The organism is Streptomyces sp. NBC_00425, from assembly GCF_036030735.1.
GTDB lineage: Bacteria > Actinomycetota > Actinomycetes > Streptomycetales > Streptomycetaceae > Streptomyces.
Window position 1 is genome coordinate 203,318 of sequence record NZ_CP107928.1, and the last position, 15,585, is coordinate 218,902.

The following is a 15,585-nucleotide window of genomic DNA, read 5'->3' on the forward strand; positions in this document are numbered from 1 at the left end:
CGGTGACGCCCTCCTGCTGACCGTGCAGTTCACGACGGCCCGCGAGCTGAAGTTTGCGTACGACTACGACGCCGGGCCGGAGTTCGACTCGGCTCCGGATTCGCGATCGAGGTCGGCTCCGAGGCGGACGGGGCGAAGACTGGCTGCTGGGACTGAGGCTCTCCGGGGCGACGCGCGGTGGCGGGCTGGGCTGGATGGAGAGGGTGTGCCAACGCGGCCCGGCGGCTGACGGGGCCGACGCGGCGGTCAACGCTTTTGGTGCGGCGGCTGGCGAACACCATCCCGTCCTGACCCAGGATGAGGACCTGGGGGCTCTCCTGCGACCTGTCATTCCTTGGCATGTCCATGCCGCCGTCTCGCGCACGCATGCTTCCCACGCGGTGTGCCCCTGGACGAGGGTGATCCACCCTCGTCCAGGGGCACGGTCCGGCGACGGAGGCTCAGTGCGCGGCGCGGCGGGCCAGCGCCCCGCGCGAGCGGGTCACCAGCGCGGCCAGCAGGGCGGCGCCGAGGGGCACGGCCACCAGGAGGGCGGCGAGCGTCTCCCAGGGGACGACGATCGGCACGTACGGCGGGGCGTCACCGGCACCGCCCCAGCCATTGTCGAGAGCCTCCTGGTAGAAGCGCATCTGCTCGCGCTCCTCGGTGAGCCGCAGCCCGACCGCGGGCAGGACTCCGGCCGCCGAGCCGAGGACCACACCCATCGCGGCGACCACACCGCACTGGAAGCCGCTGAGCATGCGGCGCACCCGGGGCGGGGCTCCGACCGCGGCGAGCGTCTTGAGATCGGCCTCCGCGTCGGCCTGGGCGAGACCGGTGGCGATGCCGGCCGCACCGATGGTGACCAGGCCGGCGAAGACGGTCAGCGCGAGCAGGACGAGCCCGTTCTTGTCGACCCAGCCCTGCTCCACGGTCAGCTCGACGTTGCTGCCGAGCTTGGCGATCTCGGCGTCGAGCTTCTGCCGCTGCTCGGTGCTGGGAATCCGGTCGGTGCTGAAGAAGGCGCCGAGGGGGACGGTGGTCAGTCCTGCGGCCTTGGCGGCGGCGGGGCTGAGCACGCTCTGCACTCCGTAGGAGTCGGGCGAGCCGGCCACCTGGTAGGCGGGGAACGACTTCAGCTCGCCCGGGACCGGCTTGTTCTGCTCGAGGGCGCGGTCGGCGGCCTTCGGGTCGGTGATCAGCTTGATGCCGACGGTGCCGTTCCTGTCGACCTGGGGCTTGTGGAAGCTGAGGAGCTTTCCGTCGGCGAGGGCCTTGGCCGCGCCCGGGTCGTCGATGCCGAGGACCTTCAGGAGCGGGGCGTCGGCGACGAGGAGACCGCCCTCGACGTAGATGCCGTTGCTGTCGCGCGAGAGGCAGCGCCAGTCCTTGGCGAACGCGCGCCGCTGCTCCTTGGTGTACTTCTCCGCCGGGTCGGAGCCGTCGGGGGTGCTGCCCCACAGCGGGCACTCGTTGGCCGGCGGGGTGACCACCTCGAAGCGGCCACAGCCCTCGCCCTCGCCATACGGGGCGCAGCCGGGCTTGCCGACGGCGATCCGGAACACGTCGGCGCGGACGTCGACGGGCAGCGTTCGCTGTACGGCGTCGCGGACCGCGGGGACGTCCCGGCCTCCCTCCTCGGTGACGAGCGCGGCGCCGGCCCCGTACGGCAGGCTGGCCCGGTACTCGGCCAGACTCTGGGCGTCGCGGCTCGCGGCGTACGTCGAGACGGCGACGGTGCCCGCGACGGCGGCCAGGACGGCGGCGACAGCGGGTGCCGTACGGCCCCGGTTGCGGACGGCGTCCCGCAGGGCGAGGCGCGGCGAGAGCGGCAGCCAGCGGCTGGCCCGGCCGAACAGGCCGACCAGGGCGGGCGTCATGGCGACCACACCCAGCTCGGCGATGGCCGAGCCACTGGCGACCAGGACGAACTGGTCGGAGACGACCGAGCCGTACAGGGCGACGGCCGCGCCGAGCAGGAAGGCGCCGAGGCCGATCAGCGGCAGCACGCGGTTGCTGTGGCGCACGCCGCGACGGCCGGTGAGGGAGGCCAGGACGGTCTGCCGGGAGGCGGTGACGGCCGGGATGATCGCGGAGAGCAGGCCGGTGAGGACGGCGAGCGCGGCGATGGCGAGCAGCTCCAGCGGCCTGACGGTGAAGCCGCCGAACCGCTGCCCCATGTAGTCCTCGAGGAGCGGCCGGAGGGCGACGGTCAGGATCAGGGCGAGGACAATGCCGACCAGGGCCGCCGCGACGCCGATGACGAGGCCGCCGCTCAGCACGATGGCCCGGATGTGGCTGCGGGCACCGCCGTTGGCGCCGACCAGGCCAAGCTGGCGGCGGGAACGACGGGCGCCGACGGCGAAGGCGGGACCGGCGAGCAGGCAGATCTCCAGCATCGCCAGACCGACGACCGTGCCCACGGCGGCGAGATCGGCGGCGTCGGCGGCCCCGCTGCGCTCGTAGTTGGCCCAGCCTTCCTTCTGGTAGAGCGGTACCTCGGAGTCGGCGGGCGGGTCGAGGGCCACGGCGCGCGAGGTGACCAGGACGCCCTTGGCGTTGATCGCCTGGACCGTGTTCCACGTGAGACCACCGGCCTTCTTCACCAGGTAGGTGGTGGAGATGTCAGGCTTCGGCAGTCCGGCCTTCTCGACCGCCTTGGCGTACGGCGCGAGGAAGGCCCCCGGCAGGGCGTTGACCTGCTGTGCCGTGAGGTCGCTGGGCAACTCGTACGAGCCGCTGATCACATAGGTGCGGTCGAAGCCGCGGGCGGTGAGGGTGGAGCCGACGGACAACCCGCTGCTCTCCAGGAACCGGGTGGTCGCGGCGATCTCGTCGTTCTCGTCGGGGAAGCGGCCCTCCTGCAGCCGCATGATGCCCCGGGCGACGGGATCGGCGGCGGCCAGCTCACGGACCTCGGTCTGGAGCAGACCGTGAGTGGTGGTCAGCTTGGCGGTGCCCATGCTGTCGGTCAGCACCGTCGAACCGGCCGGGATGGCCTTGGTGACATCGGTCGGGCCGTCGGGCCAGGACTTGCCCGGCGAGTCGTAGTCCCCCGCCGGGGTGTGCTGCTCGCCGATGGGGTCCTGCAGGATGGCCACGCCGGCCGTTCGGGCGTCGGAGAAGAGAGCGTCGGCGGCACCCAGGGTGCGCTCCATCCGCTGCGCCGGGGTGAGTTCGGCGCTGCGCAGGGTCAGGTCCAGGGCGCTCACGCCCAGGATCGGCAGCGCGATCATGGCGAGGACGAGGATGCTGCGGCCCTTGGAGCGCCAGGCGTCACGGCGGGCGATGCGGAGCGCGGCCCGCCAGGAGTGGAACCAGGTCGTCACCGCTGGGCCGCCCGACCGGTCAGGAGCGAGTCGGCGTCGCTGCGTATGGTCTGGTCGACGACGTCGCCGTCCCGCAGGAAGACGACCCGGTCGGCCCAGGCGGCGAACCGCGGCTCGTGGGTGACCATGATGCCGGCGGCTCCGGCGTCGCAGCGGGAGCGCAGTAGGGCCAGCACGGACTCGCCGGTCTCGGAGTCGAGGGCGCCGGTGGGCTCGTCGGCGAGGACGAGCCGGCGGTCGCCGACGAGGGCGCGGGCGATGGCCACGCGCTGCTGCTGGCCGCCCGACATCTCGTCGGGGAACCGGTCGGCGAGTTGGCCGAGGTCCATCTCGGCGAGGGCGGCGAGGGCCTCGGTGCGGGCCTTGCGGGCCGATATGCCGTCCAGTTCGCGGGGCAGGGCCACGTTCTCGGCGGCGGTGAGGGCCGGGATGAGGTTGTAGTCCTGGAAGACGTAGCCGATGCTGCGGCGGCGCAGGGCGGCGAGCCCCTTGATGCCGAGGGCGGTGATGTCGGTGCCCTCGACGAAGACCTGCCCGGAGGTGGGGTTGTCGAGGCCGCCGGCGATGGTGAGCAGGGTGGACTTGCCTGAGCCCGACGGGCCCATGACGGCGACGAGTTCACCGGGGTGGACGTCGAGGTCGATGCCGCGCAGGGCATGCACCTCGGTGGCGCCGGAGCCGTGGACGCGGGTCAGGTTCCGCAGACTCAGCACGGGCTGCTGCTGTTGTGTGGACATGGTTCCCCCTCGGGCGTACGCCGGCGAGCGGCCGGACGTCGATGCGACGGACGGTCGTTGGCGACGCCGTGCGTACGGTATGGGTCTGGTCGGGTGGTTCGGAGTCTTCAGGTGCTACAGGTGGGTCGGGTGGAGCCGGTGGAGCCGGTGGACTCGGTCGGCCCTGTGGGTCCGGTTGTTCGCGTGCTCAGGGCCGGTCGTGTGGGGCGGACGTCACGAGCGGTGGCGTGCGGCCTCGTCTGCCCCGGCCCTCGCCCGCGCCCCCGTCCCCGCCGCTCGCGCTACCGCCCCCGGCGAGGCCGGCTCCGGCCCCGCCGCCGGGGCGGTCGACGAGAGACGGGTCAGCCGGGACTCACAGTGGTCGAGCCAGCGCGCCTCGGCCTCAATCTGGAAGATCAGCTGCTCCAGGACGAGGAGCCAGGCGATGTCGTCCCGCTCCCGGGCCCCGTTCTTCTCCACGGCGGCGAGGGCCTGCGCCTTCAGCCGGGTGTAGTCCTGCATGGCTTTCACGGTGTGCCGGCGCTGGGACTGGATGACGTCACGGATGTCGACCCCGGGCGCCCCGACGGCCATGGCCAGCTTGATGGCCAGCTCGTCACGGGCCGGGCTGGTGCGGTCGACGGGGTGCTCGAACCAGCTGCGCAGTTCGACGCGACCGCTGTCGGTGATCGCGTAGAGCGGGTGGCCGGCCTCGTCCTCGCCGTCCTGCACGACCATGCCGTCGCGTTCGAGCCGGCTGAGCGTCGTGTAGACCTGACCCACGTTGAGCGGCCAGGTCGAGCCGGTGCGGGACTCGAACTCCGTACGGAGCTGTGAGCCGTAGCGCGGGCCGCGTTCGAGGAGGGCGAGAAGCCCGTGACGGATGGACATACCGAGTATGTATACCGAGTAAGCCCGCGTGGACAAGTGTCCTGAGGCGGACACCGGAGGTCCGACTCAAGGGGGACCCGGGCCGTCGCGAGCCGCTCAGCGGCGGCGCATCCGCACCCCGAGGAAGCCGAGCCGAGGCCCACCAGAGCCAGCCCCACGCCCAGTGTGAACACGGGAATCCGCCGGTCGGAGCGGTCGAGGGGGGCATCGGCGCCGGTCCGGTGAGCGGACGTCGGCAGCCCCGCGGGCGAGCTCTCGGCGGCCGGGGCGTCCATCTCGGGTACCGCCTCGACCCCCTCGTCCGACTCCTCGGCGGGCTCCTCCTCTGTTGCCGTTTTAGTACGAGCGGGCTTCACCGGGCTCGTGGAGGACGGCGAGCCGGAGGGGGCGGCCGGTCGGCCGGGCCGCTCCCGGCCCTCCCCCGCCGGCGCCCTCGGGGGCGGCGGAGTCGCTGGGCGCGGGCACGTCGGGCGGCCCCGACGGCTCGGGGCCGCCGGACGGGCGGGTCCGGAGGGTCCGGAGGGTCCGGAGGGTCCGGAGGGTCCGGAGGAAGGCGACGCCGACGGGGCGGACGGGCGATCGGGCGGGGTGGGTGTGGCGTTCGTGGCCGCGGAACCGTTCGGAGCGGGGGCGTGAGGGGGCGGTGCGGGGGCAGACCGTCGCCGTGGCCGGGCGCGAGGGAGCTGGCGGGCGCGGGACGGACGGGACGGTGGGCGACCCGGAGGGGTGCCTCTCGGCGGCGGCCTCCGGCCCGAAGGCGCCGGCGCTCCGCACTGCGCTTAGCGCCCTCGCCCTCGTGCGGATCGGCCACGTGCGCATCGAGGCCCAAGGAGTCCTCAACTCGCAGCAGGATGCTTGATGCGCGCCCCTGCATCCGAATGACGCCATGTGTGCAGTCGCGACGGCCTCACTCGGCTGCCGTTCGAGTCGGAGCCACTCCCGGTCTCTGGCGGCCAACCGGAGGCCCTGATCTCCCCCATCCCTGCGCCGTGCCCATAGCGTGCCCTGCAGAGCGGACAACCACGGTCGACATCGGTGCGACCAGTCCCTCACACCTGCCGCCTGACAACGAATCTGCCCAGGTCGGCTCCCCTATGACCGCGCAAGCGCCGTCGCTTGCCAAGCTAAGGGCCTGTTGGCCATCATCACGAACTGACCGCGGCCTGTTCTTTAGTTCTCCGCGTCCCAGCGCGCTTGCAGGGACGCGCCGCCGGCGAGGCTGTCGTCGAGGAACCCAGATAACTCTTGGAGGGCGTCCAAGGCGCGCTGGAGGTTGGGGCGGCGCTCCCCGTTGGCGATGGCAAGGTGGAACCAGATGAGGGGGTCTGCCCACACCCTCCGATCCGGTTGCGAAAGTATGTCGCAAAATTCTCTGTAGCTCCTGAGCCGTCCTTCAGGTTCAAGAATGACGTCGGTACCAATGCTTGACTGTGTCGCGTAGTAGACGTCACAGGCGGCGAAAGCTACATGGACCTTCAACATCAAGGCGGAAAGTCTTGTGTCGTCCTTACCCGGCAAACGCAGGAAAGGTATGTCGCGACGCGTGCGAGTCATCTGGGCGAACAGGCAGGAAGTCATCCAGACGCTTGAAACCAGCGCGATGCCCGCCCCGGCAAACCAGGCGGGGCTCTTTCCGTCCATCTCCTGGGGGTCGTTGAGGACCTGAGCCGGTCGGTAGAAGCCATGCCGGTCGACAGAGGTGGCGTAGAGCGAGAGCCGGTGATGAGCCTCAGCGGCGTGCCACCTGAGGGGGTTGAGATACGAGAGGTTCTGGGTCTCGCGCTGAGTGCGTCTGCTGTCGCGTCGTTGCTGACGGCTGGTCAGCCACACGAGCCCCATGGAGATTGCACCTGAAGTTAACGCCGAGACCAGCGTCACCGATAGGGCGTCCACGCAACTGTCTCCTTCATCCGCGCCCATACAGCGGCGCCGGAACAGGCTTGTCTTCCAGGTCCGCCGGACGCCGCCCCGTCGAGGCCGTGGCCTGCTGACGGGGGCTGGCAATCTTAGCCGCCGACGGGCGCGCCTGGGCCCGCACCACAAGCGCACCAGAACGAGCGGGGAACCACGGTGAAAGCGAACCAGCCCGCAGAGACTGCAACCCAGCCGTTCGCACAGGTCAGGACTTGGCCCGACAGACCCGGGCGGTCCATGGGCATGGCATACCGCAGCGTGGCGGCACCGGCCGGCGCATCGCTTCCTGAACCCACCGCCCGTGCCGGGCCGCGACGAATGCGTAGAACCGGTACACCGCCTGCGCCATCTGCAGGGCAGACCGCAGCCCCACGGGTTGCCGCCGATCACCGATGCGGACGTCATCTATGCAGGGCAGCAGATCACGGTGCCCGGCAGTCAGTCAGAGCAGCAGTCTCGCCGGGTTCGGGTGTGGCGTCGGAGTGGGGTGCTGCTTCCTCCCCCGGCGCCACAGCGTCCGAGACGCCGGCGTCGGCTCCGGGAGACGGGCCGCTGGTGCTGCGTTCGGTGCTGGGGGCCGGTGCGCTGCTGGCCGCAGCCGTCGCGGGTGCTCTCGCCCTGCGCAGGACACTGCAACGGCGCCGGCGGCAGCCTGGATGCGTCAGAACACGTTCGACCGGCCTTTGCCCCCGTCAGGGCTCGAACGCATATGCGCGGTGTGATTGAGGGCGCGACCAAGAGGTGCCCGGGCTTCGCGCGCCCCGAGGTGCGCGCCGAATGCGCTCTGCCAAGCGGAGTCGGCCGTACCTTACCTTCACATCACAGGACAAAAAGCGGCCACCCTACCACCTCTGAAGGAAGTGGGGCAGGTACGCCGTAGGTACTGCATTCGTCCGAGAAGGCTGTTTCGCTGAGTTGGGGGGCGTTATGGACATGCGTTATGAAGCGTATTCGTACGCGGACAAGACGTTCTACGACTCACCGGTGCGGTGGGCGACCTCGGAGGAGTTCGCCGCGGTGGGGGATCCGTTACCTGCCGGCTGGGTCGGTTCCGCGAGAGAGGTGTGGGTGGGGCGCACGCCCGCCGCCGTCGAACTGCCGGACCAGGGCTGGAAGATCCATGTGTCGGCCTGCCTGGACAACGCGGAGCACATCCTCTCCGTCGTCAGCTCCTACTGCCTTCAGCAGGGCGTGGCCTACAAGTTCCTGCGCAGTCCCGCACTGGTGCAGACGCAGAACGCGAAATACGCCTCACGCGGGTCCAGCGGCAAGTTCATGACCCTCTATCCGGTCGACGAACCCGAACTGGAACGGTGTCTCACCGACCTGGACGAGGCGCTCTCCGGCCTGAGAGGCCCGTACATCCTGAGCGACCTGCGATGGCGCAACGGGCCGCTGTATCTGCGCTACGGCGGCTTCACCGAGCAGTTCTGCCGCTCGGACAGCGGCGAGCTCGTCCTGGCCCTGCGCGAACCGTCCGGCCGACTGCGCCCCGACGTACGGCGCGCCGTGTTCGAGGTGCCCGACTGGGCCCCCGTCCCCGCTGTGCTGGCGCAGGCGCTCGCCGACCGGGCCGCGACGAGCATGGCCGACCTCCCCTACACCGTGGAACGCGCCCTGCACTTCTCCAACGGCGGAGGCATCTACCTCGCACGACACACCTCCGGCGGCGACCAGGTGGTCCTCAAGGAGGCCCGTCCGGACGCAGGTCTCGATCAGCGCGGCGACGACGCGGTGTCGCGGCTCGGCAGAGAGCGCGACATCCTGCACCGCCTGAAGGGCGTGCCCTTCGTTCCCGCCGCGCTCGGCTACCACATCGCCTGGGAGCACCACTTCCGGTGCAGGAGTACATACCCGGTGAGCCGCTGAACAGATGGTTCGGCCAGCGCTACCCCCTGATTCATCCCGACCCCGGGCCCGGAGCGATCGAGCGCTTTCGGGACGAGGCACTGGACGTCCTCGCGAAGATCGAGGAAGGGCTGCGCGCCATTCACGCCCGCGGCGTCGTCTTCGGAGACCTCCACCCGCGTAACCTGATAGTCCGTCCCGACGGCCGGGTGTGCTTCGTCGACTTCGAACTGGCCTCGCCCGCAGACGACTTCGTCAGACCGGGGCTCGGTGCGGCCGGCTTCGCGGCCCCCGCCGACCTCGCCGGGTACGCGATCGACGACCACGCTCTCGAGGCTCTCCGGCTGTGGATCTTCATGCCGCTCATCCAGCTCACCGCGCTGGACCCCGGAAAACGCGAGCAGTTGACCCACGCCGCATGGAGACGCTTCGCGCTGCCGGCCGCGGCGGAGCACGGCCGGCAGCGCGAGCCCGACCCGACACCCGCCAGGTCACCCTCCGTCGGGGCATCGCAGGCCGAAACGGACTTCGGCAGACTGGCGAGACTGTTCAGCGGCGATCGCGTGGACTGGCCCGCTCTGAGGGATTCCCTCGCCGGGGCCATCAAGGCGAGCGCCACCCCGGAGCGCACCGACCGTCTCTTCCCAGGTGACCCCGCCCAGTTCACCCACGACGGACTCGGCCTCGCATACGGCGCCGCGGGCGTGCTGTGGGCCCTGCACACCGTGGGAGCGCCCGTCGCGGGCGACCATATCGAATGGCTGCTGGAAGCCGTCGCGCGCAGACCCTGTCGGCCCGGTCTCTACACCGGAGCCCACGGAGTGGCGTTCACCCTGGACCAACTCGGGTGCACCCGACAGGCGCACAACCTTCTCGACCGGCTCCTCAAGGAGCCGCTCGACGCTCTGGGCAGCGACCTCGCGGGCGGACTGCCGGGCATCGGCCTGACACTGCTGCACTTCGCCGGCACTATGTCAGACGCCTCCTTGCAGGCCACCGCCCTCGACGTCGCCCAGCGTCTCGCAGCCCGGCTGCCGGCCGACGCAGCCGTCGCCGCGTCCGGCACACGTCCAGGTCTCCTGCACGGCCCCCTCCGGCGCGGCCCTGTTCTTCCTGAGCCTGTACGACAGCACCCGTGACACCGGCCTGCTCGACCTGGCCGAGCGGGCCCTGCGCCTCGACCTGGCCCGTTGTGTCCTGGGCGAAGACGGAACCCTTCAGGTCGATGAGGGCACCCGGGTGTTGCCCTACCTGGAGACGGGCAGCGCAGGCATCGCCGCGGCACTGCACGCGGCACTGCGTCACCGGCCCGATCCCGGACGGCAACGCAGTCTGGAGCAGATCCGTCTGGCGGCGGAGCCCGAGTTCATCGTGCAACCCGGCCTCTTCAACGGACGAGCGGGGCTGATCCTGCTGCTCCAGCTGCTCCGGGACGGCAGCGGCGAGGACGATCCGCTGATCCGACGGCACATCCGTCGCCTCGTGTGGCATCTGATCCCCCACCAAGGGCACGCGGCCTTTCCCGGCGAGCAGCTGCTGCGCCTCTCGATGGACCTCGCCACCGGGTCCGCGGGCATCCTGCTGGCCCTGGGGTCGGCCCTCGCCGACACCCCTGCGCTGCCCTTCTGGACCGGTCACCGGGTCGCGGCCCCCGCACCCCCCAAGGCTCTCCAGACGCAGACGCAGACGCCGACGCGGCTGCAGCCGCAGACGCATACGCAGGACCGCTGCCGACGCACTGACCTCTCCCGCGGTCCGTCTCCCTGACGGTCTGCCCGCCGCGCACCGCCGCGGCACCCGCGACACACGACGTCGCGGCCCAGATCCGGCGATCGCCGGAAAGCACCAATCACAGTGATAGGAGATCACCATGTCCATCCTCAGCCTGCAGGCCCTGGAGACCACCGAGGAGACCACCGAGTACCTGTCGGTCCTCAGCTCCCTGTCGGCGGTCAACTGCACCAACAGCACCGTCAGCACGCTGCTGTGCCTCTGACCGCACCGCGCGGGACGTCCCCCTCCGCGCAGTGGGGTGAGCCGACCCGCTGAACAGAGCCGGCCCGGGCTGAGGGACAGCCCGGGCCGGCGTTCTGCGCGCCCCACCGACCTTACGACGAGCGCCCGTAGGAGCCCAGCATGGGACAGGACCGCCGACACCGGCCGCAGTGGAGCGCAACCCCGGATCGTACGTCCGGGGCCGCCGCCGCGCACAACGCCCGTAAGCCGCGCGGCCGCACGCCGGACTGCGCACGGCCGTGGGTGTGGTCCCTGCTCCTGGCCTCGGCGGTGGCCGTGAGCTCGGCCGCCGCGCTGGTCCTGCCCGCCGTCCTCGCCGCAGCCGTCGACCAGGCCCTGTCCGTCGGCACCGGGCCCGGCCTCCTCACGCTCGCTGCCGTGCTCGGACTGCTCACAGCCGGCGAGATCCTCGCGCAGTACGCGGGCCCGCGAGCCACCGCCGAGGCGACCGCCCGTCTGCGCCGCGCGCTGGTGCGCCACGTCGTGAACCTCGTCCCTCACCCCGCCGGACCGACCTCGACCGGAGACCTCGTGGCCCGTCTCACCGCGAGCGCCGGCGAGGCCGGCCTGAGCGCCCAGGCCGCCGTCTACGCCGTCGCCCAACTCGCCATGGCCGCCGGTTCCGTGCTCGCCCTCGGGCTGCTCGCCCCGGAACTCGCCGCCGCCTTCCTGATCACCGCGCCCGCGGGCTGGCTGCTGCTACGCCGCCACCTGCGGCGCACCGTGCGCCGAGGCGCGGGCTACCAGAGCGCGCAGGCCGCCGTCGCCGCCCGGCTGCTGGACGCCCTGGCAGGCCATCGCACCATCGCCGCCGCCGGAACCGTCGAACGCGAGATCGAGCGGGTCCTGGCACCGCTGCCTGAGCTGGGCCGGCACGGACGCGCGCTGTGGGACAGCCAGCGCCGCGTCGCCTGGTCCACCGGGCTGCTCGCCCCGGCGACGCAGATCACCGTGATAGCCGTCGCCGGCTATGAACTGTCCACCGGAGCCCTGGGCCCCGGCGACCTCGTGGCCGCCCTCGGTTACGCGACGCTGGGGCTCGGCGGATTCGGCACCGCCCAGAGCCTCCTGGACCTCGCCCGCGCCCGCGCGGGGCGCCGGCGGGTCCTCGAGGTGCTCGCCGTTCCCCGACAGCCGCCCGGCCTGCGCAGCCTGCCCCCGGGACCCGGACGCGTCGAGCTGCGCTGCATCACCGTACGCGCCCCGCAGGGCGCGGTCCTCGACGGACTCGACCTCGTCCTGCCCGCACGGCGGTACGTCGCACTCGTCGGACGCTCCGGCGCGGGAACGTCCCTGCTCGCAGCGGTGGCAGGCGGCCTGAGAGCGCCGGACCTGGGCGTCGTCCGCCTCGACGGCATGCCCTTGGACGAGATCCGTCCGGCCGACCTGCGCGCCGCGGTCTCCTTCGCCTTCTGCGACCCGGAGCTCACCGGCGCCACAATCCTGGACGCCCTGCGTCCCGCCGGGCGGCTCTCAGAAGAGCGGGTCCACGCGGCCGCACGCGCTGCACAGGCCGACGGATTCGTGCGCCGACTGCGGGCCGGCTACCACACCCCGCTCGCCGACGCGCCGCTGTCCGGCGGCCAGCGCCAACGCCTCGGACTGGCACGCGCCCTGGCCCGGGACAGCCGCCTGCTCGTCCTGGACGATGCCACCTCCAGCCTGGACTCCGCCACGGAGGCCGCGGTTCTTCGCGTCCTGGACGACGCGTACGGCGACCGCACCCGGCTCGTCGTGACGCGCCGCACGGCCACGGCCGCCCGTGCCGACCTGGTGGCGTGGCTGCACGAAGGCCGCATCGCAGCCCTCGCCCCCCACCACGAACTCTGGCGGCTGCCGGCCTATCGCACCCTGTTCGAAGGCCTGGAGGACGCCAATGACTGACGTGGAGCACCGGCCCGCCGGACGCCGTCGAGGACCGGCGGCGGCGCATCGACGCACTCCCACCGCGGCCGATAGGGCCGATAGACCCCGCCCGCACCCCCCACAGGCCTCCTCTTCCCTCACCGCGGCCCACGGAACAGCCGTGCGCCTGCTCCGCCACGCCCTCGCCGCCGACCGTGCCGCCGCGCTCCGGCTGACCTGGTGGACCCTGCTCTCCGCCGCCCCGGCGCTCGTCTGCGGCAAGGCCCTCGCGTGGGCCGTCGACCGCGGCTTCCTGATGGACCGGCCCCGCACAGCGTCCATCGCCTTGGGCGTGTTCGCCCTGAGCGCCCTCGCGGGGGCCTGGGCGAGCCGGCAGAGCTACCCGTGGCTGGCCGAGATCGTCGAACCGCTGCGCGACCGGCTGCTGCGGGACGTCGTCACGGGCGTACTCCACCGCGCCGTCGTCCCGGGCGGCCCTCACGACGGCGACGCGGCCATGGTCGTCGCCCGCCTCACCCGGCAGGTGGAGGCCGTGCGCGACGCGCTGGCCGGACAGCTCATGCTGCTGTGGCAGTTCGTCCTGACGGTCGCAGCCGTCATCGCGGGCACCGCCGTCCTCTCGCCGGCCGCCGCGCCCCTGGTCGCCGCACCGCTCCTGGTCGCCCTCGTCCTCTTCGCCGTCCTGGCCCCCGCCACCGTGCGCCGACAGCGCGAGGCGTTCGACGCCGAGGAGACACTCGCCGGCAGTGCGGTCGCCACCGTCACCGCCCTGCGCGACCTGGTCGCCTGCGGGGCGCACGAGCACGCGCAACAAGGAGTCCTCGACGCGGTCGGAGGGCACCTTCGAGCCTCCAGGGTTCTGGCCTCGGTCTGCGCGCTGCGGCGGCTGATCGTGGCCCTGGGGGCGCACAGCCCCCTCCTGCTCGTCGTCCTGGCCGCGCCCCGTCTGCATGCCGGCGGGGTGACCGCCGGCGAGATCGTGGGCGTCCTCGCCTACGTCCTGGCCACCCTCGAACCCGCGATCCGCCTGCTGGTGCAGGGGCTCGGCGCATCCTGGCTGCGGTTGGCAGTAGCCGCGGAACGGCTCGCCGAGGCGGCCCACCGCCCGACGCCCGGCCCGGACCCCCGGTCCGCCCAGCAGCCCTGCGACGGCTCGGTGACGCTGTCGGAGATCGTCTTCGCGTACGGGACGGACGCCGAACCGGTGCTCGACGGGCTGGATCTGACGATCGACGACGGTGAGCACCTGGTGGTCGTCGGGCCTTCCGGGATCGGAAAGTCGACCCTGGCCGAAGTCCTGACCGGCATGCTGCCGCCCGACCGCGGACGAGTCGTCCTGGGCGGCGCGCCGCTGGAACGCATCGCTCCACACGACCTGGCCCGCGCCCGCGTCCTCGCACCGCAGAGCCCCTATGTCTTCGCGGGCACCCTGCGCGAGAACCTCTGTTACTTCGAGCCCGGCACCACGGACAGCGCTCTGGCCGCAGCGGTCACGGAGCTGGGGATGGACGCGCTGGTCGAACGGCTCGGAGGGGCCCACGCCCTGATCGACCCAGGTGCCCTGTCCAGTGGGGAACGCGCCCTCGTCGCCCTGGCGCGCGCCTACCTGTCCAGCGCCCGGTTGGTCGTCCTCGACGAGGCGACCCGGCATCTGGACGCGACGCTCGAACGACGGGTGGAGGAGGCGTTCCGCCGCAGGCCCGGCACGGTCGTCACCGTCGCGCACCGCATGTCCCTGGCCCGCCGCGCGGACCGGGTCCTCCTCCTGGACGGAACCCGGCCGAGCATCGGCACCCACGACGCGCTGCTGGCCGAAGTCCCGCTCTACGCCGACCTGATGGGCCACTGGCGAACCGGCACGGCCGTCACCGTCGGCGCCGATCGCATCGGTGCCGACGACGACGCCCGGCTCAGCGCCCCGGACGCAGCATCAGATCACTCATCGTCGCGTCCTGCGGAAGATCCAGCGCCATGACCACGGCGGCCGCCACCGACGCCGGACTCATATGATCCTGCGGCGCATAGGGCAGACCGAACTGATCGTGCAGCTTGACCTGCATCGGCGTGTCCGTCTCCCCGGGATACACCGTGGTGACCCGCACACCGTGCGCGTACTCCTCGGCCCTCAAGGACTCCGCCAGCGCCTTCAGGCCGAACTTCGACGCCGCGTAGGCGCTCAACCGCGCCGGCGCGTGCACGCCCGCGCCCGAGTTCACGAAGACGACATGCCCCCGCCCCTTGCGCAGCGCGGGCAGCAGAATTCCGGTCAGCTCCGCCGGGGCGACGAGGTTCACCGCCAGCGTCTCCTGCCAGACCGACGGGCTCAACTCGTCCACTCGACCCGACTCCACCACTCCGGCCACATGCACAAGCGAGTCCAGACGCTCAGGGAGCGCGCCGGCTGCCAACCCGGGGCGGATCGAGGCCGGTTCGGACAGATCGGCCGCCACCGTCCGGCTCTCGGGGAACCGCGCGCGCAGCTCGTGCGCCCGCGCCTCGTCCCGCGCCAGCAACCACAACTCCTCCCCCCTGGCAGCGAAAGACGCCGCCACCGCCGCACCGATCCCCGAACCAGCACCTGTGATGAGGTGAACTCCCATAGAGTGATACATACCCTAAATCAGCATCACATCCCTTTCCGCGTAGGTAAGTTGCGGGTGCGTTGTGCAGCAGGCGCCGCCGCGGTCGGCGGTGGCCGTGCGTCGGCCCCTGACCCGGGCGGTGTTCCTGGCCGAGCAGCTGCTCGGCTTGGTGGCCGGGGAGGAGGTCTGCACCGAGGTCGCCCAGGCGCGGGCCCTGGCCCGCGGGCAGGACCCGCGCCGGACGCGGCAGTTCCTGCAGCTACGAGGTGGAGGTCCTCCACGATCGGCCGCGCGATCCGGGAATTCCCCCCGCTGCTGGCGGATCGTGGGTTCGCCGTCCCCGACCGGCCGGCATCCGGTTGCGGACCCAGGAGGGCGTGTTCGCCTGTGCCGCAGCCCGAGGACGTCTCCTTGCGGATCGACGGGATGGAAACCCAAGGGGCT

11 protein-coding genes are annotated in these 15,585 nt (G+C 72.0%); 6 read left to right on the forward strand and 5 right to left on the reverse strand.

Annotated elements, in window-relative coordinates; all coding sequences use genetic code 11:
- Positions 1–440 precede the first annotated feature (440 nt).
- The 4 genes from OHS82_RS00795 to OHS82_RS00810 all read right to left on the reverse strand — a co-directional run bounded on the left by OHS82_RS00795 (position 441) and on the right by OHS82_RS00810 (position 6,808).
- Positions 441–3,308 carry an FtsX-like permease family protein gene (locus OHS82_RS00795; protein WP_328432972.1) on the reverse strand — a complete coding sequence of 956 codons (2,868 nt, stop codon included), beginning with the start codon at positions 3,306–3,308 and terminating at the stop codon, positions 441–443.
- Positions 3,305–4,045 (reverse strand): ABC transporter ATP-binding protein, encoded by a 741-nt coding sequence (locus OHS82_RS00800; RefSeq protein ID WP_328432973.1) that lies wholly within the window; start codon positions 4,043–4,045, stop codon positions 3,305–3,307. The genes OHS82_RS00795 and OHS82_RS00800 overlap by 4 nt, the downstream gene beginning before the upstream one ends.
- A 213-nt stretch (positions 4,046–4,258) precedes the next feature.
- Complete coding sequence (locus OHS82_RS00805) at positions 4,259–4,915, reverse strand: PadR family transcriptional regulator (RefSeq protein WP_328432974.1); 657 nt, start codon at positions 4,913–4,915, stop codon at positions 4,259–4,261.
- 1,170 nt (positions 4,916–6,085) lie between these two features.
- Positions 6,086–6,808 carry a hypothetical protein gene (locus OHS82_RS00810; RefSeq protein ID WP_328432975.1) on the reverse strand — a complete coding sequence of 241 codons (723 nt, stop codon included), beginning with the start codon at positions 6,806–6,808 and terminating at the stop codon, positions 6,086–6,088.
- Positions 6,809–7,762: 954 nt separating this feature from the next.
- Here OHS82_RS00810 and OHS82_RS00815 point away from each other — a divergent pair.
- The 6 genes from OHS82_RS00815 (at position 7,763) to OHS82_RS00840 (ending at position 14,534) form a co-directional block, all read left to right on the forward strand.
- A complete protein-coding gene (locus OHS82_RS00815) occupies positions 7,763–8,698 on the forward strand; it encodes a class III lanthionine synthetase LanKC N-terminal domain-containing protein (protein WP_328432976.1) in 936 nt (311 codons plus the stop codon).
- Positions 8,668–9,816, forward strand: a complete 1,149-nt coding sequence (locus OHS82_RS00820) for a phosphotransferase (RefSeq protein WP_328432977.1) — start codon at positions 8,668–8,670, stop codon at positions 9,814–9,816. Before OHS82_RS00815 ends, OHS82_RS00820 begins: the two co-directional genes overlap by 31 nt.
- 7 nt (positions 9,817–9,823) lie before the next feature.
- Complete coding sequence (locus OHS82_RS00825; RefSeq protein ID WP_328436004.1) at positions 9,824–10,444, forward strand: hypothetical protein; 621 nt, start codon at positions 9,824–9,826, stop codon at positions 10,442–10,444.
- 103 nt (positions 10,445–10,547) lie between these two features.
- On the forward strand, positions 10,548–10,673 hold the full coding sequence (locus OHS82_RS00830; protein ID WP_328432978.1) for a SapB/AmfS family lanthipeptide: 126 nt from the start codon (positions 10,548–10,550) through the stop codon (positions 10,671–10,673).
- Positions 10,674–10,813: 140 nt separating this feature from the next.
- Positions 10,814–12,577 carry an ABC transporter ATP-binding protein gene (locus OHS82_RS00835; RefSeq protein ID WP_328432979.1) on the forward strand — a complete coding sequence of 588 codons (1,764 nt, stop codon included), beginning with the start codon at positions 10,814–10,816 and terminating at the stop codon, positions 12,575–12,577.
- Between the two features lie 142 nt (positions 12,578–12,719).
- On the forward strand, positions 12,720–14,534 hold the full coding sequence (locus OHS82_RS00840) for an ABC transporter ATP-binding protein (protein ID WP_328432980.1): 1,815 nt from the start codon (positions 12,720–12,722) through the stop codon (positions 14,532–14,534).
- On the opposite strand, the gene OHS82_RS00845 is transcribed toward OHS82_RS00840, so the two are convergent.
- Complete coding sequence (locus tag OHS82_RS00845) at positions 14,470–15,159, reverse strand: SDR family oxidoreductase (protein WP_328432981.1); 690 nt, start codon at positions 15,157–15,159, stop codon at positions 14,470–14,472. The two genes, OHS82_RS00840 and OHS82_RS00845, sit on opposite strands and share 65 nt — an antisense overlap.
- Positions 15,160–15,585: the final 426 nt, after the last annotated feature.